19 protein-coding genes are annotated in these 24866 nt (G+C 68.1%); 15 read left to right on the top strand and 4 right to left on the bottom strand.

The features are described 5' to 3' along the window. Nucleotides 1–56: 56 nt before the first annotated feature. Both OCUBac02_RS18895 and OCUBac02_RS18890 read left to right on the top strand, forming a co-directional pair. Nucleotides 57–2261 (top strand): 3-hydroxyacyl-CoA dehydrogenase NAD-binding domain-containing protein, encoded by a 2205-nt coding sequence (locus OCUBac02_RS18895; RefSeq protein WP_173047799.1) that lies wholly within the window; start codon nucleotides 57–59, stop codon nucleotides 2259–2261. 14 nt (nucleotides 2262–2275) lie between these two features. After that, complete coding sequence (locus OCUBac02_RS18890) at nucleotides 2276–2770, top strand: peptide deformylase (RefSeq protein WP_173047797.1); 495 nt, start codon at nucleotides 2276–2278, stop codon at nucleotides 2768–2770. 134 nt (nucleotides 2771–2904) lie between these two features. Here the strand turns inward: OCUBac02_RS18890 and aptA are convergent, their stop codons facing one another. After that, nucleotides 2905–4245, bottom strand: a complete 1341-nt coding sequence (gene aptA, locus OCUBac02_RS18885; protein WP_173047795.1) for an omega-aminotransferase AptA — start codon at nucleotides 4243–4245, stop codon at nucleotides 2905–2907. 182 nt (nucleotides 4246–4427) lie between these two features. Here aptA and OCUBac02_RS18880 point away from each other — a divergent pair, with 182 nt between their 5' ends. The 3 genes from OCUBac02_RS18880 (at nucleotide 4428) to OCUBac02_RS18870 (ending at nucleotide 8803) form a co-directional block, all read left to right on the top strand. Beyond that, nucleotides 4428–6179, top strand: a complete 1752-nt coding sequence (locus OCUBac02_RS18880; RefSeq protein ID WP_173047793.1) for a tetratricopeptide repeat protein — start codon at nucleotides 4428–4430, stop codon at nucleotides 6177–6179. Nucleotides 6180–6329: 150 nt separating this feature from the next. Further along, nucleotides 6330–7820, top strand: coding sequence for an EAL domain-containing protein (locus OCUBac02_RS18875; RefSeq protein ID WP_173047791.1), 1491 nt, complete (start codon nucleotides 6330–6332; stop codon nucleotides 7818–7820). Between the two features lie 113 nt (nucleotides 7821–7933). Beyond that, nucleotides 7934–8803 (top strand): TIGR01459 family HAD-type hydrolase, encoded by an 870-nt coding sequence (locus OCUBac02_RS18870; protein WP_244638989.1) that lies wholly within the window; start codon nucleotides 7934–7936, stop codon nucleotides 8801–8803. A 6-nt stretch (nucleotides 8804–8809) separates the two neighbouring features. On the opposite strand, the gene OCUBac02_RS18865 is transcribed toward OCUBac02_RS18870, so the two are convergent. Then, nucleotides 8810–9196 carry a response regulator gene (locus OCUBac02_RS18865; protein ID WP_173047789.1) on the bottom strand — a complete coding sequence of 129 codons (387 nt, stop codon included), beginning with the start codon at nucleotides 9194–9196 and terminating at the stop codon, nucleotides 8810–8812. 226 nt (nucleotides 9197–9422) lie between these two features. Between OCUBac02_RS18865 and OCUBac02_RS18860 the strand changes: the two genes are divergently transcribed. From OCUBac02_RS18860 to OCUBac02_RS18815, 10 genes are all read left to right on the top strand, one after another. Continuing rightward, nucleotides 9423–9878 (top strand): MaoC family dehydratase, encoded by a 456-nt coding sequence (locus OCUBac02_RS18860; protein ID WP_244638988.1) that lies wholly within the window; start codon nucleotides 9423–9425, stop codon nucleotides 9876–9878. A 95-nt stretch (nucleotides 9879–9973) separates the two neighbouring features. After that, nucleotides 9974–10957 (top strand): bifunctional riboflavin kinase/FAD synthetase, encoded by a 984-nt coding sequence (locus OCUBac02_RS18855; protein WP_173047787.1) that lies wholly within the window; start codon nucleotides 9974–9976, stop codon nucleotides 10955–10957. Nucleotides 10958–11161: 204 nt separating this feature from the next. Further along, a complete protein-coding gene (gene ileS, locus OCUBac02_RS18850; protein ID WP_173047785.1) occupies nucleotides 11162–14203 on the top strand; it encodes an isoleucine--tRNA ligase in 3042 nt (1013 codons plus the stop codon). Next, the gene (gene lspA, locus OCUBac02_RS18845; protein ID WP_173047783.1) at nucleotides 14203–14685 is read left to right on the top strand and encodes a signal peptidase II; all 483 of its coding nucleotides are present in this window, start codon (nucleotides 14203–14205) and stop codon (nucleotides 14683–14685) included. The genes ileS and lspA overlap by 1 nt, the downstream gene beginning before the upstream one ends. Nucleotides 14686–14759: 74 nt before the next feature. After that, on the top strand, nucleotides 14760–15404 hold the full coding sequence (locus OCUBac02_RS18840; RefSeq protein WP_173047781.1) for a hypothetical protein: 645 nt from the start codon (nucleotides 14760–14762) through the stop codon (nucleotides 15402–15404). A gap of 131 nt (nucleotides 15405–15535) precedes the next feature. Next, nucleotides 15536–16825, top strand: a complete 1290-nt coding sequence (locus tag OCUBac02_RS18835; protein ID WP_244638987.1) for a M16 family metallopeptidase — start codon at nucleotides 15536–15538, stop codon at nucleotides 16823–16825. A 53-nt stretch (nucleotides 16826–16878) separates the two neighbouring features. Next, nucleotides 16879–18174 (top strand): M16 family metallopeptidase, encoded by a 1296-nt coding sequence (locus OCUBac02_RS18830; RefSeq protein ID WP_173047779.1) that lies wholly within the window; start codon nucleotides 16879–16881, stop codon nucleotides 18172–18174. A gap of 36 nt (nucleotides 18175–18210) precedes the next feature. Further along, nucleotides 18211–19536 carry a glucose-6-phosphate isomerase gene (locus tag OCUBac02_RS18825; protein ID WP_173047777.1) on the top strand — a complete coding sequence of 442 codons (1326 nt, stop codon included), beginning with the start codon at nucleotides 18211–18213 and terminating at the stop codon, nucleotides 19534–19536. Between the two features lie 157 nt (nucleotides 19537–19693). Next, nucleotides 19694–21502, top strand: a complete 1809-nt coding sequence (gene mutL, locus OCUBac02_RS18820; protein ID WP_173047775.1) for a DNA mismatch repair endonuclease MutL — start codon at nucleotides 19694–19696, stop codon at nucleotides 21500–21502. Between the two features lie 39 nt (nucleotides 21503–21541). Then, nucleotides 21542–21967 (top strand): GFA family protein, encoded by a 426-nt coding sequence (locus OCUBac02_RS18815; protein WP_173047773.1) that lies wholly within the window; start codon nucleotides 21542–21544, stop codon nucleotides 21965–21967. Nucleotides 21968–21997: 30 nt separating this feature from the next. Here the strand turns inward: OCUBac02_RS18815 and rsmD are convergent, their stop codons facing one another. Together rsmD and OCUBac02_RS18805 are read right to left on the bottom strand one after the other, a co-directional pair. Next, nucleotides 21998–22561 (bottom strand): 16S rRNA (guanine(966)-N(2))-methyltransferase RsmD, encoded by a 564-nt coding sequence (gene rsmD, locus OCUBac02_RS18810; protein ID WP_173047771.1) that lies wholly within the window; start codon nucleotides 22559–22561, stop codon nucleotides 21998–22000. Nucleotides 22562–22564: 3 nt separating this feature from the next. Further along, nucleotides 22565–24715, bottom strand: a complete 2151-nt coding sequence (locus OCUBac02_RS18805; protein ID WP_173047769.1) for a pseudouridine synthase — start codon at nucleotides 24713–24715, stop codon at nucleotides 22565–22567. Nucleotides 24716–24866 lie beyond the last annotated feature (151 nt).

Raw genomic sequence — 24866 nt, 5'->3', positions numbered from 1 at the left:
CCCGGATCGCCGCGATGCGGCGTCCGGGATGACCCGACCCACCGGAGGGACCGTCCATGAACCTCACCAATTTCCGCTTCGAGACCGACACCGACGGCATCGCCGTGGCGACCTGGGACATGCCGGGCCGCTCGATGAACGTCATCACCCCCGAGGTGATGGAAGAGCTCAACCAGATCGTCGACAAGGTCGCCGCCGACGAGGCCATCAAGGGCTGCGTCATCACCTCCGGCAAGGAGAGCTTCTCCGGCGGCGCCGACCTCACCATGCTCCAGGGCCTGCGCGATCTCTACGTGAAGCTCGCCAGGGAGAAGGGCGAGGCGGTCGCGATGCAGAGCTTCTTCGACGAGAGCCGCAAGCTCTCGCTGCTCTATCGCAAGCTCGAGACCTGCGGGAAACCCTTCGCCGCCGCGATCCACGGCGTCTGCCTCGGCGGCGCCTTCGAGCTCTCGCTGTCCTGCCAGTACCGCGTCGTCTCGGACGATGCCTCGACCCGCGTCGGCCTGCCCGAGATCAAGGTCGGGCTCTTCCCGGGCGCCGGCGGCACCCAGCGCGTCGCGCGCCTGATGCAGACCGGCGACGCGCTCCAGATGATGTTCAAGGGCGAGCAGGTGAAGGCGCTGCCGGCGCGCAATTCCGGCCTCGTCCATGCCGTCGCCCCGCGCGCCGACATCGTTCAGAACGCCAAGGACTGGCTCAAGGCCAATCCGCAGGCGACGCAGCCCTGGGACCAGAAGGGCTTCAAGCTGCCCTCCAACAAGGTGCATTCGCCGGCCGGCATGCAGATCTGGCCGCCGGCAAACGCGATCTATCGCCGCGAGACCAACGACAACTATCCGGCCGCCCGCGCCATCCTCTCGGCAGTCTATGAGGGTCTCCAGCTCCCGATAGATCTCGGCCTCAAGGTCGAGAGCCGCTACTTTGCCAAGATCCTGCGGACGAAGGAGGCGGCCTCGATGATCCGCTCGCTCTTCGTCTCGATGCAGGAGCTGAACAAGGGCGCCCGCCGCCCGGCCGATGTGCCGCCGTCCAAGCTCAAGAAGGTCGGCGTCATCGGCGCGGGCTTCATGGGCGCCGGCATCGCCTATGTCACGGCCAATGCCGGCCTCGAGGTCGTACTGGTCGACAAGGACATCGAGGCCGCCGAGAAGGGCAAGGCCTATTCGCACAAGCTGGTCTCCGACCAGATCATGAAGGGCCGCGCCAAGACCGCCGATCGCGACGCGCTGCTCGGCCGCATCAAGGCCTCGGCCGATTATGCCGATCTCAAGGGCTGTGACCTGATCGTCGAGGCCGTGTTCGAGGACCCGAAGGTCAAGGCCGAGGTCATCGCCAAGGTCGAGGCCGTCGTCGGCCCGCGTACGATCTTCGGCTCCAACACCTCGACGCTGCCGATCACCGGCCTCGCCGAGACCAGCCAGCGCCCGAAGAACTTCATCGGCATCCATTTCTTCTCGCCGGTCGAGAAGATGCTGCTGGTCGAGGTCATCATGGCCAGGAAGACCGGCAAGAAGGCGCTTGCCATGGCGCTGGACTTCGTCCGCGCCATCAAGAAGACGCCGATCGTCGTCAACGATACCCGCGGCTTCTACGCCAATCGCTGCGTCGGCAACTATATCCGCGAAGGCCATCTGATGCTGATGGAAGGCGTGCCGCCGGCGATGATCGAGGCCGCCGGCAAGCAGGCCGGCATGCCGGTCGGCCCGCTCTCGCTCAATGACGAGGTCGCGGTTGATCTCGCCTACAAGGTGCTGAAGGCGACCAAGGCGCAGCTCGGCGACGGCGCCGTCGATCCGGCGCAGGAGAAGCTGCTCGCCGACATGGTCGAGAAGCATGGCCGCCTCGGCCGCAAGAACAAGAAGGGCTTCTACGATTATCCGGAACCCGGGCCGAAGCGGCTCTGGCCGGGCCTCGCCGATCTCGTCGGCAAGCGCCTGGACCCTGAGAGCGTCGACATGGAGGAGCTGAAGCACCGCCTCCTGGTCACGCAGGTACTGGAAGCCGCCAAGACCTATGAGGAAGGCGTCGTCACCGATCCGCGCGAGGCCGATGTCGGCTCGATCATCGGCTTTGGCTTCGCGCCTTACTCGGGCGGCACGCTCTCCTATATCGACAACATGGGCGCGGCTGCCTTCGTGAAGCTCTGCGAGAAGCTGGCCAAGGCCCATGGCGAGCGCTTCAAGCCGAACCGCCTGCTGAAGCGCATGGCCAAGACCGGCGAGAGCTTCTACGGCACGGCGGAGAAGAAGGCGGCGGCCTGAAGAGGCCGCTCGCCATGGCCATCCGGCCGATCCTGCGCTTCCCCGATCCACGTCTGCGCGTGGCGGCTGCCCCCGTCACGCGCTTCGATGCCGATCTGCGCGAACTTGCCGCCGATCTGCTCGACACCATGCGGGAGGCGCCCGGGATCGGCATCACCTCGCCGCATATCGGTGTCCTTACCAGGCTGGTCGTGCTGGAACTGACGCCGGGCGATGTCCGGACCTATGTAAACCCTCTGCTGGACTCCGTCTCGCGCGACACTGTCCGCCATGTCGAGGGCAGCGTCTCGATGCCGGGCGTCACCGCCGAACTGGAGCGCCACGCCCATGTCCGCGTGCGCTATCGCGATCTCGACGGCGCAGAGCATGTCGAGGAGGCGAGCGGCCTGCTGGCTGTCTGCCACCAGCACGAGATCGATCAGCTCGACGGCGTCTTCTGGATCGATCGCCTCTCACGCTTGAAGCGCGACAGGCTGATCGTGCGCTACAATAAATTGCAGCGGGGGTAGCTCGGATATCTCGGCTGCCACGCATCATGCTCGCCCTTGTGGCGAGCATCCATGTCTTGGCCACGACCTGCAACCAGCGAAGACGTGGATGGTCGGGACGAGCCCGACCATGACGACGCGTTCGCGCTCGCCTCTCAGTGCGCCACCGACCGGATCACCCGGCGCAGCTTGCCGATCAGCTCGTCGACCTGCGATTCCGTGATGATCAGCGGCGGCGAGAAGGCGATCGTGTCGGCGGCGGTGCGGATCATCAGCCCTTCCTCGTGGAAGGCGCGCTCGATCACCTCGTAGCCGCGCTTGCCCGGGCCTTCCGCGCGCGGAGCGAGATCGACGGCGCCGACCATGCCGAGCGTGCGGATGTCGACGACGTTCGGCTCGCCCTTCAGGCTCATCACGGCATCGGCCCAGGCGCCTTCCATGGCGCGGGCGCGCTCGAACAGGCCTTCCTCGCGATAGATGTCGAGCGAGGCGAGCGCCGCGGCGGCAGCCAGCGGGTGGCCCGAATAGGTGTAGCCGTGGAACAGCTCGATGACGTTGTCCGGGCCGCCCATGAAGGCGTCATAGATATGCTTGCGCACGATCACGCCGCCCATCGGCACGGTGCCGGAGGTCACGCCCTTGGCGAAGGTGATCATGTCCGGGATCACGCCGTAGCGCTCGGCCGCGAAGGCGAAGCCCAGCCGCCCGAAGCCGGTGATGACCTCGTCGAAGATCAAGAGGATGCCGTGCTTGTCGCAGATCTCGCGCAGGCGCTTGAGATAGCCCTTCGGCGGCGGCAGCGCGCCGGTCGAGCCCGCCATCGGCTCGACGATCACCGCGGCGATGGTCGAGGCGTCGTGCAGCGCGACGATGCGCTCCAGGTCGTCGGCGAAATGCGCGCCGTATTCCGGCTCGCCCTTGCTGAAGGCCTGCTTCTCGCGGTCATAGGTATGGGCGAGATGGTCGACGCCGGTGAGCAGCGAACCGAAGAACTTGCGGTTGTTCGACATGCCGCCGACCGAGATGCCGCCGAAGCCGACGCCGTGATAGCCGCGCTCGCGGCCGATCAGACGGGTCTTGGCGGCCTTGCCGGTGACGTTCCAGTAGGCCAGCGCGATCTTGAGTGCCGAATCGCCGGCTTCCGAGCCGGAGCCGGCGAAGAAGACGTGGTCGAGATCGCCGGGTGCAAGCGCCGCGATGCGGGCGGCTGCGGCGAAGACCTTCGGGTGGCCGTACTGGAAGGAGGGAGCGTAGTCGAGGTAGCGGGCCTGGGCCTGGATCGCCTGGATGATCGGCTCGCGGGCATGGCCGGCATTGCAGCACCACAGGCCGGCGGTGCCGTCCATGACCGGCTTGTTGTCGGGCGTGTAGTAGAACATCCCCTCGGCGCGCGCGACCATCCGCGGGTTCTTCTTGAACGACCGGTTGGCCGTGAACGGCATCCAGTAGGCTTCGAGGTCGTTCGGCGTAGCGATGGCGGAGGAGGTGGACGTCATTCGAAAGGCCCCTGTGGATTAACCTTGGTTAAAGCTAGCAGGAGCCAGCGGCCTGTAAATCGCCATCATGGCGCGTCAAGGCTGCGTCCTGCGGATGGCGGCTTCAAGCCGGCTGTGGGTGACGTTAGGTCGCCAATGGCGTAAACTCCCCAGAAGGGGCGCAACCTGAACGGACCCCGATGGTGGAAGGCGCTGATGATCCTGGACGTCTGGACGTCCGAGCCGCGGCGATTATTCGCGCGGGTCTCGATCGCGTCCTTGTCTCGGATGCGTTTCGCGCCGCACCCCAGCTTTCGGCCTTCCTCAGCTTCGTTGTCGAACGCACGGTCGAGGGACGTGCGGCCGAGCTGAAAGGCTATACGATCGCGGTGGAGGGCCTCGGTCGCTCCGCCGACTTCAATCCCCAGCTCGATCCGATCGTTCGCGTCGAGGCCGGTCGGCTCAGGCGGGCGCTGGCGCAATATTATGCCGGGGACGGCCGCGGCGATCCCGTGCAGATATCGATGCCGGTCGGTGGCTATGTCCCGGTCTTCACCTGGTTCGGGGGGGAGGGGAGCCGTCCGCCTCCCGAAGGGGCGGACGAAGCGCAGGAGCCGGATAGACGAGCCGCCCGCCGCTGGGCCGGCCTGACCCTTGCCGCGCTGGCGCTGGGCCTTCTCGCGCTCGGCTGGTGGTATCTCGCGCCCTTGCGTGGAACGGGCCCGGCCGAAATAGGCAAGCCCGCAGCAGGCGAGCAAGTCACGGCGGCGGCGCGCGAGCAGGCCGCGATGCCTCTCCTGGTACGCGTGGCGATCATCACTCCCGATCCGCCTTCCGATCCCCAGCTCGCCGCAGTCCTCAGGCGCTTCTCGGCACTGCTCGTCGATGCGATGGCGCGATTCGACGACCTCGTGACGATCAGGACACCGCTCCCCGGTTCCGCCTTGGAAGACGATGTCGACTATGCCATCGAGATCGACGCCCAGGGGCTGGACAGCGGGGCGGTGGGGCTCGCCCGTCTGCGCTCCGTTCGGGACGGGCGCATCGTCTGGACGACGTCGTCGACCCGCTCCTCGCTGGCGACGCTCCAGGAAAGCGATCTCGCCGACATGGCCCGTCGACTGGCGACGCGCCTGATCGAGCCCTTCGGCATCATTCCCGCCGATGCGCGCCAGTCCGTGGCGTCTCCTGCCATGCGCTGCATCCTCAAGGCCTTCGATGCGCGCCGTGCCATGCTGCCCGAACTGCACCAGGCCGCCCGACTCTGCCTTGCCGAGCTGGTGGAGCAGGATCCCGGCTTTTATCCGGGCTGGGCCCATCTCGCGATCATGACGCTCGGCGAGCACGGTGGCGCCGTGACCCCGCAGGGCGATATCCCGCCTGCGAATGCGGCGCGGTCGCCGCTCGATCGCTCCCTCGCCGCAGCCCTGACGGCGATCCGGCTGGCACCGTCCGGGGCGCGAGCCTATCAGGCGATGATGAAGGTCCTGCTGCTGCGCGGCGCGACCGAGGAAGCGGTCCAGATGGGCCGTGAGGCGCAGGCCCGCAATCCCTATGATCCCGAGATCATGGCCGATGTCGGCGCGCTCTATGTCCGGCTCGGCCGCCCGCTCGAAGGATTGCCCCTCCTGGAGCGCGCGATCTCACTGAGCGTCGCCCGTCCGTCGCGCTACGATTTCTACGCCTTCCTCGGCGCCTATCTGGTCGGCGCGGGAAAGGTGTCGGAAACCCATGCCGCCGTGCTCGCCGCGGACGACAGTCACCTGAGCCTGCTCGGTCAGGCGCTCAAGGCGGCTGCCGACAACGATCCGGAGAGGCAATCCAAGGCGATTGCCCAACTCGTCGAGAAGGCCCCGTTTTTCGGACAGGACGCCCGTGCTTTCCTGCAGCGGAGAGGATTTGCCGCGCCGGTCATCGACAGGATCCTCGGCGCGCTCGGGCTCAACAAGCCATAGGCGGTGCTGAAGGCCCGGGGGTGGCGCTTGCTCCGGCTGTGGCGGAAATGAGGCGCGTCACTCGCATAACAACGCCGGCAAGGTTAATCTGCGGTCCAAGACCGTGATTCGTTTCGCCCCGTTTTCCCGACACCTAGCGCGAGCGCTGCCGTGGCATCTGCCCGCCTGAAAGCCCTGCACCCTCTTGCCGGCGCCGTGACCGGCCTCGCGGCCGGCGTCGCGGTCGCGATCCTGCTTCCCGGCGGGCTCGGCACGGGACTCGGCATTCTCGCTGCGGGAGCCGGCGCCATGCTGGCGATGCGCGCCTTCGAGCGGCGCAGCCTGGCCCGTCACGAACTGGCCATGGCGGATGTCGGCGAGGTCAAGGTTCGGCTCGCCACCAACGCGATCCGCCTCGACGCCCTGTCGCAGCGCGTCCAGCAGATGCCGATGCGTGACGCGGATGCTGCGCCCGCGCGCGCCGCCATCCATGAATTGACGGCCGAGGTCGGCCTGCTCGGCGACCTCATCCATCAGGTCGCGACCACGCTCGCCGATCACGAGACCGTTCTCGCCCGCCTGCCTGAGCCGGCGGCCGCGCCTGCGGTGCCAGTGCCCGAGGTCGTGCTCGATCCGGAAGCGGTCCGCCGCGAGCGGGCCGAGAAGCTGGCCGCCGAACGGGCCGCCGCTGCGGCGGCCGCGCGGGAGGAAGCGGAGGCCGAGCGCGCCGCCCTGATCGGCAAGGCGCTCAGCGAAGGCGGGCTCGAAGTCCATCTGCAGCCGATCGTCTCGCTGCCGCAGCGCCGGACCTGCGGCTACGAGGCGCTGCCGCGCCTGCGGCTGGACGAGAACACGCTGCTGCTGCCGCACGAATTCATCGAGACCGTCGAGGAGCGCGGCTTCGGGCCGACGCTGGATGCGCTCGTTCTCACGCGGGCGCTGGCGATCGCGCGCCATCTCGGCGCGAAGGATGGCGGCATCTTCGTCTCCTGCAATTTCAGCAACGCGACCTGGACGTCGTCGCGCGCGCTGGCGACCCTGACGCGCATTCTCGACAAATACCGCGAGCATACCGCGCATCTGGTGATCGAGATGCCGCAGGCGGTCTTCCGCGAACTCGACCCGACCAGCCTCGGACTGCTCGGCGCCATGTCGGCGAACGGGGTGCGTTTCGCGCTCGATCAACTCGTCGACCTGCGTCTCGATCCGCGCGCCCTGTTCGATCGCGGCGTCCGCTATGTGAAGGCGCCGGCCGCGCTGCTGCAGGCGCATCTCGATGGCCGGATACAGAGCGATATCGATCCGGGCGATCTCGCCACCCTGCTGGCGCGCGTCTCGATCACGCTGGTCGCCGATCAGGTCGAGGACAATCCCGCCGCCGCCGACATGATCGAGCTCGGCGCCAGGATGGGGCAGGGACAGGCCTTCTCGCCGCCGCGCCCGGTCAAACCCGAGGTCTTCGCCGAGCCGGAGCCCGCGCCGGCCGCTCCGCCGGCACCGGCGCCGGTCGAAACCGCCCGGCCGCCGGCCAGCATCGTGGACCGCCTGATAGGCCAGGATCGGGTTGCGCAGGCCCCGGCCACCGGCTCCGAGCCGGCCGTGCAGGAGAACCGCCCGGAGCGGCTGCCCTTCCGCGCCGTGCTGCGCCGCGCCAGCGCCTGACGCACGGCCGCTTCCTGCGCTCTCCGGTTCCGCTTCCGGCGAATCCCGTCTAGATCAGGCCATGCCGAGGGGCGGCGGTCGCTCCTCTCACGCAACCGCCGGAGATCGAGACAGTGTCGCCATCGGGGATCGCTTCCACCCTTCCGCTTTCGGGTTTCTCCGAGGTCGCGGATCGCTTCGATCTCTGCCTGTGCGATGTCTGGGGCGTCGTCCATAACGGCGTCGCCGCTTATCGCGACGCGGTCGCCGCCCTGATGCGGATGCGCGAGCACGGCATCGGCGTCGTCCTCGTCACCAATGCCCCGCGCCCGGCCGATGTCATCGTCGGCCAGCTCGACGGCTTCGCCGTGCCGCGCGAGGCCTGGGATGCGATCGTCACCTCCGGCGATGTCTGCCGCGCGCTGATCCGCGAGCGGGCGGGCGAGCCGATGTTCCGCCTCGGCCCCGACCGAGACCTGCCGCTGATCGCCGGCCTCGACGTGCGGGAAACCTCTCCCGGGGAGGCGTCCTATGTGCTCTGCACCGGCCTGTTCGACGACGAGAACGATACGGCCGCGACCTATGCCGCCCTGCTCGCCGGCTTCGCGGCGCGCGACCTGCCGCTGATCTGCGCCAATCCCGATCTCGTCGTCGAGCGTGGCGGGCGCATCATTCCCTGCGCCGGCTCCGTCGCGCTCGCCTATGAGGAGATCGGCGGCCGGGCGATCTATGCCGGCAAGCCGCATCGGCCGATCTACGAGGCGGCTGTCGCGGCGGCCGAGAAGGCGCGCGGCGCGCCGGTCGCCCGGGACAGGATCTGCGCCATCGGCGACGCGATCCGCACCGACATCGCCGGTGCCGACGCCTTCGGCGCAGCCGGCATCATGGTGCTGGCCGGCATCCACGCCCAGGATCTGATGGAAGCGTCATGGGAGGAGCGACACGGCTGGTTCAGCCGGCAGACGCATCGCCCGGCCTACGCGATGCCGCACTTGGTCTGGTAAGGCCCGTCAGGCCGCCGCGCAGACCGATTCGATCTTCGTCTTCAGCGTCTGCGCGTTGAACGGCTTGACGATGTAGTTGCTGACGCCGGCCTTCTTGGCAGCGACGACGTTCTCGGTCTTCGACTCGGCCGTGACGATGATGAACGGCGTTTCCGACAGCGCCGTCTCCTCGCGGACCTTCTGGAGCAGTTCGAAGCCGCTCATCGGCTCCATGTTCCAGTCGGAGATGACGAGGCCGTATTTCTTGTCGCGCATCTTCGAGATCGCGGTCGAGCCGTCCGAGGCATCGTCGACATTCTCGAAGCCGAGCTGCTTCAGCAGGTTGCGAATGATGCGGACCATCGTCTGGTAGTCGTCGACGACGAGGATCGGCATGGACGGATCGAGAGCCATTCTGGTGCTCCAGGCATGACGGTCGCGGTGCTGGGAGATACCAGCGCCGTGCCGCGTGTGCGAATTGATAGCCGCGCGGCCTTGCGAACCGGTTAATCCGATTGCGAACTGACGCAAGGAGAGGTTGATGCGCCGCACCAAAGTCCAATTGCGTCGATGTTGCGGTTGCGAGATGCTTAATCCGATCGCAGACAGGAGGGCACGGGCCAAGGGCCGCGCGGGATCCATGACAGTTCAGCCGATGTCTGGCGGGCTCTATACCGTCCATGCCTTCGAGGATCTGGCCGTCGGCCGCAGCGAAAGCCTGATGCGGACCGTGATGGAGCGGGATGTGGCGCTGTTCGCCGAATTGTCCGGCGACGCCAACCCGATCCATCTCTGCGACCATTTCGCCGCCAATACCAAGTTCGGCCAGCGCATCGCCCATGGCATGCTGACGGGGAGCCTCGTCTCCGCTCTGCTCGGCACGCGCTTGCCCGGCCCCGGCGCGGTCTATCTCTCGCAGACGCTGACCTTCCTGGCCCCGGTCAAGATCGGCGATGTCGTGACCGCCCGCGTCGAGGTCGTCGAACTGGTGGCGGAGCGCCGCCGGGCGCGCTTCTTCTGCGAATGCCTCGTCGACGGCAAGGCGGTGATGGAGGGCGAGGCCTGGGTCGCCATGCCGCCGAAGCCACGGGATTGAGGGCTTCGGCCGGCCCGCAGCCTTGACGCCTCGCCGGGCTTCGCCGCAAAGACGGTCATCGCCCGACAACTGGGGCAGGTGGACGTTTCCGATTGATGCCATCCCAAGCCGATGCGCCTGACCGCTCCGAGCCGACGGCCGTGGTCCTCGACCTCGACAAGCCCCTTCCCGATGCCCTGCGCGGCGCCGTGCTGGCACTGGGCAATTTCGACGGCGTCCATCGCGGCCATGCCGAGCTCGCTCGGCGCGCCGCGTCCCTTGCGGCCGAGCGTGGGAGCAGGCCTGCCGCCTTCACCTTCGAGCCGCATCCGCGCAGCGTCTTCCGGCCCGAGGAGCCGGTCTTCCGGCTGACCGCGCCGCAGCTCAAGCTGGAATGGCTGGCCGATGCCGGGCTGCGCCAAGTCTTCGTCCTGCCCTTCGACCGCGAGATCGCGGCGATCCCCGCCGAAAGCTTCGTCGACGACCTGCTGATCGGCCGGCTCGGCGCCGCCGGCCTCGTCTGCGGCTACGATTTCCATTTCGGCAAGGGCCGGACGGGCTCGCCCGAGATGCTGCAGGCCCATGGCCTCGCCGCCGGAATCCCGGTGGCGGTCGTGCCGCCCTATTCCTGGAACGGCGAGCCGGTTTCCTCGACCCTGATCCGCACGGCGCTGGAAACAGGCGATGTCGCGCGCGCCGCGGAATTCCTCGGCCGGCCCTGGCTGGTGCGTGGGCTGATCGCCCATGGCGACAAGCGCGGGCGCGAGCTGGGATATCCGACCGCCAATATGCAGCTCGCCCGCGACTGCAAGCTGCGCCACGGCATCTATGCGGTTCGCATGAAGATCGACGGCATCTGGCATGACGGCGTCGCGAGCTTCGGCCGCCGCCCGACCTTCGACGACGGCGCGCCGCGGCTCGAAACCTTCGTCTTCGATTTCTCCGGCGATCTCTACGGCCAGCGCGTCGATGTCGCCTTCGTCGACTGGCTGCGCGGCGAGGAGAAGTTCGACTCGCTGGAAGCCCTGATCGTGCAGATGGATGCCGACAGCGCCCGCGCACGCGACATTCTGGCGGGAACGCCGCCCTTCCTTCCGTAAGCGCCGCCTGCTAGAAGCCCTCCATGCCCGCAGAACGCGCCATGCTGATCGATCTTTTCCGGCGAATTACGGGCCCGGCTGCCGCCTCGCGCTAGATTGGGCGCGGGCGCTTGCGCAGTCCGGGTTGAACACCGCTTTTCCCGTTTCAAAAGTGGACGACCGGGGCCCTGACCAGCCCGCCGTCCCGACTGTCCGAGCCGGATGATGACCGACAAGACCAACACCGCCAAAGCCGCCGAAACCGCTGCCGACGGCGTCGATTATTCGCAGACGCTGTTCCTGCCCCAGACCGAGTTCCCGATGCGCGCCGGCCTGCCGCAGCGCGAGCCGGAACTGCTCGCCCGCTGGGCGAAGATCGACCTCTATCGCAAGCTGCGCGAAGCGGGGCAGGGGCGCGACAGGTTCGTGCTCCACGACGGCCCTCCCTATGCCAACGGCAACATCCATATCGGCCACGCGCTGAACAAGGTCCTCAAGGATCTCGTCACGCGCTCGCAGCAGATGCTCGGCTACGATTCCAACTATGTTCCGGGCTGGGACTGCCACGGCCTGCCGATCGAGTGGAAGATCGAGGAGCAGTATCGCGCCAAGGGGCTGAACAAGGACGACGTCCCGGTCGTCGAGTTCCGCCGGGAATGCCGCTCCTTCGCCGAGCACTGGGTCGATGTCCAGCGCGAGGAATTCAAGCGCCTCGGCGTCGAGGGCGACTGGGCCAATCCCTACCTGACCATGGCCTATCCCGCCGAGGCGCAGATCGCCCGCGAGATCATGAAATTCGCCGAGACCGGCCAGCTCTATCGCGGCTCCAAGCCGGTGATGTGGTCGGTGGTCGAGAAGACCGCGCTGGCCGAGGCCGAGGTCGAGTACGAGGAGCACACGAGCGACACGGTGTATGTCGCGTTTCCTGTGCTGTTCGCGTCGCGCGACGGTGCTGAGATGGCCGTCGATCTGCTGGCGGCGAAGGTTGTGATCTGGACGACGACGCCTTGGACGATACCGGGCAATCGGGCGATCTCATACTCCAACAAGATCGCCTATGGCCTTTACAAGGTGACTGCGGCGCCTAGCGGCAACTGGGTTACGGCTGGTCAAACATATCTGCTTGCAAACAAGCTTGCTGCCGACGTCATGAAGGCTGCCCGTGTGGACGGCTTCGAAAAAGTACGCGACGTGTCAGCGCAAGAGATCGACGGATTGGGCTGCCGCCACCCCTTAAGCGGATGGGATGGGGGAGGTGAAGGGTATAGTTTTACGGTTCCACTGCTCGACGGCGATCACGTAACTGATGATGCAGGTACGGGTTTTGTCCACACGGCACCCGGTCACGGCCGTGAAGACTTCGACATTTGGATGTCTCAGGCGAGATTCAAGGGGGTCGACACCCGCATCCCCTACACCGTCGATGCCGATGGCCGCTTCACCAGGGAGGCGCCGGGCTTCGAGGGCGCGCAGGTCATCACCGACAAGGGCGAGAAGGGCAATGCCAACGACGTCGTCATCAAGGCGCTGGTCGAGGCCGGCAACATCATCGCGCGCGGTCGCCTGAAGCATCAGTATCCGCATAGCTGGCGCTCGAAGAAGCCGGTGATCTTCCGCAATACGCCGCAATGGTTCATCGCCATGGACAAGCCGATCGGCGAGGCCGGTGCGCCGGACGCTGCCGATCCTCAGCCGGTCGCGGGCGGCAACACCGACACGCTGCGCAACCGCGCGCTGAAGGCGATCAAGGAAACCGAATGGGTTCCCGCTGCCGGCGAGAACCGCATCACCGGCATGATCGCCAACCGGCCGGACTGGGTCGTCTCGCGCCAGCGCGCCTGGGGCGTGCCGATCACCGTCTTCGTCGAGAAGGAGACCAAGGACATCCTCGTCGATGCCAGGGTCAACGCGGCGATCGCCGAGGCCTTCGAGGCCGAGGGCGCGGATGCCTGGTTCACCGATACGGACGGTGCCCGCTTCCTCAAGCCCTTCGGCTACGATCCGGCTAAATATGAGCGCGTCACCGACGTGCTCGACGTCTGGTTCGATTCCGGCTCGACCCATGCCTTCACGCTGGAGAAGCGCGGCGATCTGCGCGCTCGCCGCCGCGGCGATGGCGGCAAGGACCGCGTGATGTATCTCGAAGGTTCTGACCAGCATCGCGGCTGGTTCCATTCGAGCCTGCTGGAAAGCTGCGGCACACGCGGCCGGGCGCCCTACGACATCGTCCTCACCCACGGCTTCTGCCTGGACGAGAAGGGCGAGAAGATGTCGAAGTCGAAGGGCAACGTCACCGCCCCGCAGGACATCATCAAGGATTCGGGCGCCGACATCCTGCGCCTCTGGGTCGCGGCGGCCGACTATTCCGACGACCTGCGCATCGGCAAGGAGATCCTCAAGACCTTCGTCGAGACCTATCGCAAGCTGCGCAACACCCTGCGCTGGATGCTCGGCACGCTCGCGCATTTCAGCGAGGATGTCCGGGTCTCCGATCCGCAGACCATGCCGGAGCTGGAGCGGTTGATGCTGCACCGGCTGGCCGAGCTCGGCCCGCAGGTCGAGGACGCGTATCGCACCTACGATTACAAGAAGGTCGTGTTCCTGCTCTCGCAGTTCATGAACACCGAACTCTCGGCCTTTTATTTCGACGTGCGCAAGGACGCGCTCTATTGCGATCCGCTGTCGAGCCATGTCCGCAAGAGCGCGCTCACCGTCGTCGACCATCTCTTCCGCTGCCTGACGACCTGGCTTGCGCCGATCCTGGTCTTCACCGCCGAGGAAGCCTGGCTCGATCGCTATCCCGACCAGAAGGCGGACGAGGGCTCGGTCCATCTCGAGCGCTTTGTTCAGGCACAGGCAAGCTGGCTCGATCCGGAACTGGCTGAGCGCTGGAGCAAGATCCGCCGCGTGCGCCGCGTCGTCACCGGCGCGCTGGAGCTTGAGCGCGCGGCCAAGCGCCTCGGCTCCTCGCTGGAGGCGGCGCCGCAGGTCTTCGTCGCGGACGCCGATCTCTACGCCGCCCTCTCCGGCGCCGATCTCGCCGAGATCAGCATCACCTCCGGCATCCGTGTCGAGAGCGGCGAAGGACCGGCCGAGGCCTTCCGCCTCGCCGACGTGCCGGGCGTCGCGGTCGTGCCGCATCGCGCGGCCGGCATCAAATGCGCCCGTTCCTGGAAATATTTCGACCCGGCGACGGCCGACAAGGCCTATCCCCAGGTGACGCCGCGCGACGCGAAGGCTCTGAAGGAGCTGGGAGTGCGCGCCTGATGAGCTCCGCCCGCCGCCTCGGCCTCGCGACGGTGCTGGTCGTCTTCGTCGCCGATCAGCTTCTGAAATGCTGGCTGCTCTATGGCGTCGGGCTGGCCGAGAACGGGCCGTACGACCTGGCCTCCTTTCTGACGATCGTCCTCGCCTGGAATCGCGGCATTTCCTACGGTCTGTTCCAGCAGGGCACCGATCTCGGGCGCTGGTTCCTCGTCGTCATCTCCTTCGTCGCGGCCGTCTGGCTCTGGCGCTGGATGTGGCGCGAGCCGCGGCGCTTCTCCGTGGTCAGCCTGGCGCTGATCATCGGCGGGGCACTCGGAAACGGGGTCGATCGTGCCGTCTACGGCGCGGTCGTCGACTTCGTGCATTTCCACTGGGGCAGTTTTAGCTGGTATATCTTCAACATTGCCGATGTCGCGATCGTTGTCGGGGTGCTCGGCCTGCTATATGAGTCCTTCCGCCCGAGCGTGGAAAAAGCAGCTTGACGACGGTTTTGCCATTGTTTTGCCGTTCGTCTGGGGTTTGAGACGGGGCGAGATTGTCCGAAGGGAGATTTGACATGGCCGAACGCATCCGCGTGGCTCATCTGCTCATCGCCGGCGGGCTTGTGCTCGGGGCGTCGCCTGCCTTCGCGCAGGAAGGCTCGCTGGTCTACAACTTCATGCAGGGCGTCTTCGGCAAGGGCGGTGAGGCGGATATCGATTATCGCGCCCGTGCGCCGCTGGTCGTGCCGCCGAATTCGACGCTGCCGCGCCCGCAGCAGTCGGCCAGCGAGCGCAATGCCGCCTGGCCGAATGATCCGGACGTCCAGCGCCGCAGGGATGCCGCCAATCCGGCGCCTTACGAGGAGCCCCTCGGCCTGAAGAACATCGCCCGCATGTCGCCAGAAGAGATTCGCCGCGGCCGGACGACGCGCGCGCCGCGTGGCCCGCAGTTCCCGGAAGACGACAACAACTACAACAACATCATCAAGCCGATCGTGGTCGGCCGCGAGATGGCCGCGCGTCAGGCCAAGATCGACGAGAATGCCGCCGCCTATGGCAGCGAGCCGCCGCGCCGCACCCTCACCGAGCCGCCGACCGGCTATCGCCGTCCGGCTGCGACGGCTGCCGTCGGTCCGGGCGCGCGTGGCCCGGTCGAAGATACCCAGGATCCCGGCATCCGCGAATTTTCGACGGGACGCGGGCCGGTCATGCGTCAGTAGCTGGTGGGCCGCCGCGGCAGCGTGATCGCCAGGCTCGATCGCCCCTTGCCGAAGCGGGGATGCCCGACCAAGTTGTCATGAAGGGCGGGCGCGTCGCGCCCGCCCTTTTTCGATCGAGGAGACGGCAACAGGTGAACATCCATGCGCACCGGAGCGACACGGCGGAGCCGGTCGAATCCTTCCGGTTGGCCAACGGCCTCGATGTCGTCGTCGTGAAGGACCGGCGCGCGCCGGTCGTCACCCACATGGTGTGGTATCGCAACGGTTCGGCCGACGACCCGTCGAGCAAGTCCGGCATCGCGCATTTCCTCGAACACCTGATGTTCAAGGGCACGGAGCGCTGGCCCGCCGGCGAGTTCTCCAAGATCGTCGCCGGTTATGGCGGCCAGGAGAACGCCTTCACCTCCTTCGACTACACCGCTTATTTCCAGCGCGTGCCAAAAGAGCATCTGCGCGCGATGATGGATTACGAGGCCGACCGCATGACCGGCCTCTCCTTCGACGAGGCCGTGGTCGCGCCCGAGCGCGACGTGGTGCTGGAGGAGCGGCGCATGCGCGTCGATTCCGATCCGGCCGCCCAGCTCGGCGAGGAATTCTCCGCGACGCTCTTCTTCCATCACCCCTATGGCACGCCGATCATCGGCTGGGAGCACGAGATCGAACGCCTGAGCCGGGGCGACGCCTTCGCCTATTACCAGCGCTTCTACACCCCCGAGAACGCGATCCTCGTCGTCGCCGGCGACACCGATGCCGCCGAGGTACGCCGCCTTGCCGAGGAGACCTATGGCAGGATCGCGGCCCGCGGCGCGGCGCCCGTCCGCTCGCGCCCGATCGAGCCGGAACCGCGCGCCTCGCGCCGCGTGCAGCTCAACGATCCGCGCGTGCAGCAGCCTTCGCTGCGGCGCGGCTGGCTGACCCCGACCTATACGGCGGGCGAGCGCGACGAGGTTCTGGCGCTCGAACTCGTCGCCGAAATCCTCGGCGGCGGCACCACCTCGCGGCTCTATCGCAGACTCTGCGTAGAGGACGAGCTGGCCGCCGGCGCCAACGCCTATTTCATGAGCTCGATGGTCGACCGTGCCGCCTTCCAGATCTCCGCCAGCCCGCGCCCCGGCGTCGAGATGGCGGCGATGGAAGCCGGGCTCGATGCGGCGCTCGCCGCCTTCCTGGCGGAAGGGCCGAGCGAGCTCGAACTGGCCCGCGCCCGCACCCGGCTGGTAGCCGAGACGGTCTTCGCCCGCGACAACCAGGCCTCGCTCGCCCGCATCTTCGGCTCGGCGCTGGCCGTCGGCGAAACGGTCGAGGACGTGCTCGCCTGGCCTGAGCGTATCGAGGCGGTTGGCCGCGAGGCCGTGATCGAGGCTGCGCGCCGCTACCTCAAACCTGATCGCAGCGTCACCGGCCTGCTGCTGCCGGCCTGACACTGCCGTCTCACCGAACGGGCGGAGGCCATGCTCCGCCGACAGGAAGCGCCATGAACGCCCCCATTCCGACGCCCAAGCTCAACACGGCCGGCCCTGCCATCGCCGTCCAGACCGTCCGCTCCCCCGGCGGCGTCGAGGCCTGGCTGGTCGAGGAACACAGCCTGCCGCTGATCGCGGTCGATTTCGCCTTCGACGGCGGCACCAGCCTTGACCCCGACAATGCCGCCGGCAGCGCCTATCTGATCTCCGGTCTGCTCGACGAGGGCGCCGGCGATCTCGACGCCGAGGCCTTCCAGGGCCGCATGGCCGACCACGCCATCAGCCTAGGCTTCGAAGCCCGCCGCGACGATTTTCACGGCTATCTCCAGACGCTCTCGACCCATCGCGACACCGCCTTCGATCTGCTCGGGCTGGCGCTCAACAAGCCGCGCTTCGATGCCGACGCCGTCGCCCGCGTCCGCGCCCAGGTCATCGCCGGCTTGCAGCGCCAGGCGAAGAATCCCGACGTGATGTGCCGCAACGCGCTCTATGCCGCGGCCTTTCCGGGCCATCCTTACGGCCGGCCCGAGAAGGGCGATATCGACAGCGTCTCCAGGTTGGAAGCGCCGGCGCTGAAGGCTCTGCGGCCCACGCTGATGGACCGCGCCGGCCTCAAGATCGTCGTCGTCGGGGACATCACCGCCGCCGAACTCGCCGGCCGGCTCGATGCGCTGTTCGGCGACCTGCCGAAGGGCGAGCCGCGGCAGCGCCCGGCTGAAGCCCTGCCGATCCAGGGCCTTGGCCAGACCCACATCATCGATCTCGACGTGCCGCAGACCGTTCTGCGCTTCGTCTGTCCGGGCCTGATGTGGGACGATCCCGATTTCATCACCGCGAGCGTGCTGAATCATATCCTCGGCGGCTCCGCCTTCACCTCGCGCCTCTTCATGGAGGTGCGCGAGAAGCGCGGGCTCGCCTATGGCGTCTCCTCCAGCCTGATGCCCTTGCGCGAGAGCGCCATGCTGGTCGGCGGCACCGCGACCCGCAATGATCGCGCCGCGGAATCGATGAAGGTGATCCGCGAGGAGATGCTCAAGCTCGCCGAGGAAGGCCCGACCGAGCATGAGGTCGAGGAAGCCAAGCGCTACATCATCGGCTCCTACCCGCTGCGCTTCGACACCTCGCCCAAGATCGCCGGCGAGTTGCTGGCGCTGGCGCTTCGCGGCGACACGCCGGATTTCCTAGCCCGCCGCAATAGCCTCTTCGCGGCGGTGACGCTGGCCGACGTCAAGCGCGTCGCCAAGCGCTTGTTCGGCAACCCCGAACTGCTCGTCCAGGCGGTTGGCAAGCCGGTCGCGCTGGTCTGAAATCGCCTTCGTCTTCTCGTCGCTATGGATAGGTTCATGCTTCAGCAAAGCTTCGATCTCGCGCTCGAATCCAGGGTCGGCAAGGGCGGTATTCCCGATGCTGCCTTCGAGACGGCGCTGGCCGATCTCAAGCCCGCGCTGGCGAAGCTGCAGGGGCAGGCAAAGCACGGATCGCTCCCGCTGCTGAAGCTGCCGAGCGACACCGCCGATCTCGGCCCGGTAAAGGCCGCGGTCGAACGCCTCAAGGCCGGCGGCACGACGGACGTCCTGGTGCTCGGTACCGGCGGCTCCAGCCTCGGCGGCCAGACGCTGGCGCAGCTCACCGGTTACGGCATCGCGGGCCTCTCGCAGTTCACAGCCGGCCCGCGCGTCCATTTCATCGACAATCTCGACCCGGCGACCTATGCGGCCCTGCTCGCCAAGCTGCCGCTCAAGACGACCAAATTCGTCGCCATCTCGAAATCGGGCGGCACCGGCGAGACCCTGCTGCAGTCGATCGCGGCGATCGAGGCACTGCGCGGCGCGCATCTGAGCGATCAGCAGATCGGCACGCATTTCGAAGGGCTCTCCGAACCGGCCAAGCCCGGCAAGCTGCACCCCTTGCGGGCGCTGCTCGAACCCTTTGGCACGCCCTTCCTCGAACATCACACCGATGTCGGCGGCCGTTATTCCGTCCTGACCAATTGCGGCCTGCTGCCGGCCGCCGTGCTCGGCCTCGATATCGAGGCGCTCCGGCACGGCGCCGGCCGCGCGGTCGCGCCGCTCTTCGCCGGCAAGGATGTCCGCGAGACGCCGGCTGCGGTCGGTGCCGCGCTGCATCTCGCCGCCATGCGCTCCGGCAAGAACATCGCCGTTCTCATGCCCTATGCCGACAAGCTCGCGCTGCTCACCCGCTGGTGGATGCAGCTCTGGGCCGAGAGTCTCGGCAAGGACGGGCAGGGCACCCAGCCCGTCGGCGCGCTCGGCCCCGTCGACCAGCATTCGCAGCAGCAGCTCTATCTCGCCGGCCCCAAGGACAAGTTCTTCACGGTCATCACCACCAGCGTGAAGGGCAAGGGCCCGCAGATCGACACCGCCCTCGCCGAAAAGATCGGCCAGGCCGATTTCGCCGGCAAGACGATCGGCGATCTCGTGGCGGCTCAAGGGGTCGCCATGATCGACACCTTCGCCAGGAACGGCTGCGCGGTGCGCCGCTTCCATGTCGAGCGCATCGACGAGACCAGCCATGGCGAGATGCTGATGCATTTCATGCTTGAGACGATCCTGACCGGCTATGCGATGGGCGTGGACCCGTTCGACCAGCCGGCGGTGGAAGAGGCCAAACTCCTCGCCAAGCGCTATCTTGCCGAAGGGCGGGCCTGAGTAGCGTTTTACCGAAGAGGCGCGTCATGCTCGGGCTTGACCCGAGCATCTTGTGACACGAAGGCTCGGGAGCCTCTTTCGGAGAGAGATTCTCGGGTCTGCGCTGCGCTCCGCCCGAGAATGACGAGCCCTGTTTTCCGATGACCACCCGAGTTCCATGACCGTCCGCCGCCTCGATCCCGTTCTGGTCGACCGCATCGCCGCCGGCGAGGTGATCGAGCGGCCGGCTGCGGCTGTGAAGGAGCTGGTCGAGAACGCGATCGACGCCGGCGCGCGCTCGATCGCGGTCACCATCCAGGGCGGCGGGCGAGAGCTGATCCGCGTCGTCGATGACGGTGCCGGCATGACGCCGGAGGATCTCGAACTCGCCGTCGATCGCCATGCCACCTCGAAACTGCCCGACGGCGATCTCTTCGCCATCGACACGCTCGGCTTCCGCGGCGAGGCCCTGCCCTCGATCGGCTCGGTCGCAAGGCTCTCGATCGCGACCCGTCGACGCGATGCAGGGCAGGGCTCGGGCCTCGTTGTCGAGGCCGGCGAGAAGGGCGTCGTCCGTCCCGTCGCAGCGGCGCCCGGCACGCGCATCGAGGTCTCGGACCTCTTCATCTTCACTCCGGCCCGCCTGAAATTCCTGAAGAGCGACCGGGCCGAGGCGCAGGCCGTCTCCGAGATGCTACGGCGCCTCGCCATCGCCCATCCCGAAATCCGCTTCTCGCTCGAAGGCGAGCATATCAGCGCCTTCGACTGGCCGGCCGAGCCGATCGGCGAGGAGGGGCTGCTGCGCCGCCTCGGCCGGGCGCTCGGCCGCGACTTCCCCGAGAATGCGCTGCGCATCGAGGCCGAGCGCGAAGGCATCCGCATTTCCGGCTTCGCTGGCTTGCCGACCTTCCATCGCGGCACCTCGGCCGGCGTGCATCTGTCCGTCAACGGCCGCCCCGTCCGCGATAAATTGCTGCTTTCGGCAGTGCGCGGCGCCTATGCCGATGTCGTGCCCTCCGACCGGCATCCCGTGCTCTTCCTCGATATCGGCTGCGATCCGCGCTCGGTCGACGTCAACGTCCACCCCGCCAAGAGCGAGGTGCGTTTCCGCGACCCGGCGCTGGTGCGCGGCCTCGTCGTCTCCGGCCTGAAGGCGGCGCTCGCCGCCGCCGGCCACCGCGCCACCACCACGGGCGGCGCCCGCACGCTCGATGCCTTCCGCGCCGTGCTCTCGATGGGCGGGGGCAGCGGCGCCACGATCCCGCGCCCTTCCTTCCCGGAGGCGCCGGGCTGGAGCGCCCCGGCCCCGCTCCCGACGGGCGCCCCGCAATCCGGCTTCTCCGATTTCGCCGCGCCCTCGGCCGATGCCCGCGCGCATCTGGCCGAGCCCTCGGCGGACGCGCTCGACCGGCCGCTCGGCGCCGCCCGTGCCCAGGTCCACGAGACCTATATCGTCGCCCAGACCCGCGAGGGCGTCGTCATCGTCGACCAGCATGCCGCCCATGAGCGCCTCGTCTATGAGCGCCTCAAGGCCGAGCGCGCCCGCAACGGCATCGCCCGCCAGCCCCTGCTGCTGCCGGAAGTGGTCGAGCTCGATCCCGTCAATGCCGACCGCCTGATCGCGGCGGGCAGCGAGCTCGAAAGTCTCGGCCTCGTGCTTGAATCCTTCGGCCCCGGCGCGGTTCTGGTACGCGAAGCGCCGAGCCAACTCGCCGGCGGCAATCTCCAGCGCCTCGTCCGCGATGTCGCCGATGCGCTGGCCGAGCACGGCACGGCCGGCTCGCTGGAGCGCCGGCTCGACCATGTCCTGGCGACGATGGCCTGCCACAACTCGGTCCGCGCCGGCCGGCGCATGCGCCCCGAAGAGATGGACGCGCTTTTGCGCGAGATGGAGATCACGCCCAATTCCGGCCAGTGCAACCACGGCCGGCCGACCTATGTCGAATTGAAGCTCAGCGATATCGAGCGGCTGTTTGGGCGGCGCTGAAAGCGTATAGGGCACCGGATAGCGATCGGAGAGATGGTGATGGCGAATGAGGCGACTGTCCAGGCGACCTGTCACTGCAAAAGCGTTCTGTTCGAAGCGACCCTGACCGATGGCATGAAAACGGCGCGCCGCTGCGATTGCTCGTTTTGCCGCATGCGGGGTGCAGTCGTGGTTTCGGCAAGCAGCGTCAGGATCGTCTCGGGCGAGGACAAGCTCGGCGAGTACCAATTCAACACCCGGACGGCGAAGCACTATTTCTGCCTGGGCTGCGGCATCTACACCCATCACCAGCGCCGCTCGAATCCCGGGCAGCTCGGGGTGAACGTTGCCTGCATCGCTGGCGCCAGTCCGTTCGATTTCCGAGAGCTGCAGGTCAATGACGGCATCAACCATCCCAGCGATATGCCCGCTGGTTCGAAGCCGAGGATAGCCGGCATCCTTCGCTACGAGCCGACGCAAGCGTGACGTCTGCGGGGCGGGGGCGCTGTACGGTGCTTAGGGCGTTGTCCGCAGCAACAGCACCTGCGTTTCACCATAACCCCGCCGCTCCAGCTCCTCGAAGCCCTCGGGCAGGCTGATCTCGGCATCCGCCGCCTCTTCCAGCACGATCAGCGCGTCAGGCGCGAGCCAGCCGCCTTCGCGGGCCGAGACCAGCGCCTTCTCGCCGAGCCCCTTGCGATAGGGCGGATCGCAGAAGACGAGGCCGAACGGGGCCATGCCGGTGATCGGGCCGAGCTTGGTCGCGTCGCGGCGGAAAATGCGGCTGAAGCCGGCGACGCCCAGAGCCATCTGGTTCTCGCGGATGATGCCGCGCGCCTCGGTGCCGTCATCGACCAGCAGCGCGAAGCCCGCGCCGCGCGACAGGGCCTCGAAGCCGAGCGCGCCCGTTCCGGCGAAGAGATCGAGCACGCGCGCGCCCTCGACCGCATCGCCATAGGCATGGACGAGCACGTTGAACAGGGATTCGCGCAGCCGGTCCGAGGTCGGCCGAATGCTGCCGATCCCTGGTTTCGGGCCGGCCAGAGGCCGGCCGCCCAGGCGTCCGCCGACGATCCGCATCGCTTAGTCGCGCTTGCCGCCACGCGGGCCGCCGCCGGGGCGCGGACCACGTCCACCGCCCGGCTTGCCGCCGAAGGGCCGCCCGCCGCCGGCGGGACGATCCGAGGAGCGTGGGCCGAAGCCCTTGCCGCCCGGCCTGTCGCCGAAGCCGCGGCCACGGGGCCGGTCATCGCCCGGCCGATCGGAAGACCGTGCGCCGAAGCTCTTGCCACCGAAGCCTTTGCCGGCCGGCTTGTCGCCGAAACTGCGGCTGCGCGGCCGATCCTCGGCGGAACGCTCGCGGAAGGCGCGGGCAGGGCGCTCGGCATCGTCGCGCGGGGCGCGCTCGGGACGTTCGCCACGCGGAGCGCGATCCTCCCAAGGGCGATCGCCGCCGCGGTCGCGTCCGCCGGCCTCGCTGCGCGGGCGCCGTGCCGGCCGCTCATCGCCGCCGGTGCGGGTGAGGGGACGCTGCGTGCGCGCCTCGTCGCCGCCACGCTCCTCGCGGCCGCGCTCCTGGCGCGGCATGCGGTCGGGCCTGCGCTTGCTCTCGCGGGCCGGAGCGGCGCGCTCCTCGGCCACCGGGGTGCTGACGCGCTCGACCAGCACGCGCCGGCCCTTCGGGTCGGCGATCGGCGTGTCGCGGCGGCGCTTCACATCACCTGAGGCCTCGCGCTCCTGCCGCTCCAGCTTCGGATCGGCGCCGCGACGCGGCGGGGCCTTGCGTTCGCGCTGCGGCTCGGTTTCGGCATCGCGCCAGACCGTGCGGGTCCAGGGCTTGTCGCCGCGCAATTCGCGCACCGCTTCGCGGCGGGTCTCGTGCTCATCCTCGATCGGTTCGCGGCGGCGGCGCGGGCGATCGTCGCCGCCGGGCGCCGGGCGCGGCGCGGCGGGCAGGGCGTCGCGGCGCGGCGATTCGAAATCGGCGCCGGCCTTGGCCGCGAGCTCGCTGCCGAGCTGGTCCTGCAGCACGCGCGAGCGGATCTCGTCGGCCTCGCCCTCCTCGAGCTCGCCGAGCTGGAACGGGCCGAAGGAAATGCGGATCAGGCGGTTCACCGTCAGCCCGAGATGCTCGAGCACGGTCTTGACCTCGCGGTTCTTGCCCTCGCGCAGATCGACCGTCAGCCAGGTGTTGAAGCCCTGCTGGCGCTCGAAGCGGGCGACCACCGGCCCATACTGGATGCCGTCGATGGTGACGCCGTCCTTGACCGTGTCGAGCCTGTCCTGCGTCACCTCGCCGAAAGCGCGCACGCGGTAGCGGCGCAGCCAGCCGGTCTCCGGCAGCTCCAGCACGCGCGCCAGCCCGCCGTCATTGGTCAGCAGCAGCAGGCCTTCGGTGTTGATGTCGAGCCGGCCGATGGTCAGCACGCGCGGCAGGTCCTCCGGCAGCACGTCGAAGACGGTCGGGCGGCCTTCCGGGTCGAAATTGGTCGTCACCACGCCGCGGGGCTTGTGGTAGAGCCACAGCCGCGTGCGCTCGCGGGCCGGCAAGGGCTCGCCGTCGATCAGCACGATATCGGTCGGCTTCACGTCGAGGGCCGGGCTGTCCAGCACGGTGCCGTTCACGCTGACGCGGCCTTCCGCGATCATCGCCTCGCTGTCGCGGCGCGAGGCGACGCCGGCGCGCGCCATCACCTTGGCGATGCGCTCCGGCTCCTCGGCCGTGATCAGCTTGCGCTCGGGCTCGGCCGCGCGCGGGCGGCGGGGACGATCCTCCTGGCCCTCGAAACGCGGCCCGCGTGGACGCGAAAACCGCTTCTCGCCATCGCGGCCTTCGCCACGCGGCGGCCGGTCGCCCTGCGGCCGATCGCGCCCGGCGAAGGGACGCTCGCCGGTGCGGCGCGGACGCTCCTCGCCCGAACGCTCGCGGAAGCCACGGCCCTCGCCTTCGGCCCTGGCGCGCACCGGACGATCTCCATCGAAACGGCGCGGACGCGGAGCCTCGCCCTCGGCGCCGGCAGGGCGCTCGAAGCGGCGGGCCGGGCGCTCGTCGCCGCCCGAACGGCTGCGGAAGGGCTTGCGCTCGCCATCGCGCGCAGGCCCACGGCCTTCGCCGCCGGCGCGGCCGCCGAAGCTCTTGCCGCCGAAGCCTTTGCCACCGGAGCCGGGTCCACGGCCGCCGGCGCCACCGCCCTTGCGTGGGCCGCGGCCTCTGTTGTTGTCGTCGTCTTTCATGGTTGCTCCTGAGCCGGCCGAGCACAACCGCTTTGCGGGAAAGGCCTGGCTCGCTTATTCGCTAGAGCCCGCGCCGATCAGATTGCAAATCTGATCGGAGAACGCGGTCTCTATCAATATCTGAGAGACGGATTCACCGATCAGGTTGATT

The sequence above is a fragment of the Bosea sp. ANAM02 genome (assembly GCF_011764485.1).
In the GTDB taxonomy this organism is placed as follows: Bacteria; Pseudomonadota; Alphaproteobacteria; order Rhizobiales; family Beijerinckiaceae; genus Allobosea.
The sequence above is the reverse complement of the archived record's forward strand: the minus strand, read 5'-3'. Positions and strand labels throughout refer to the sequence as shown.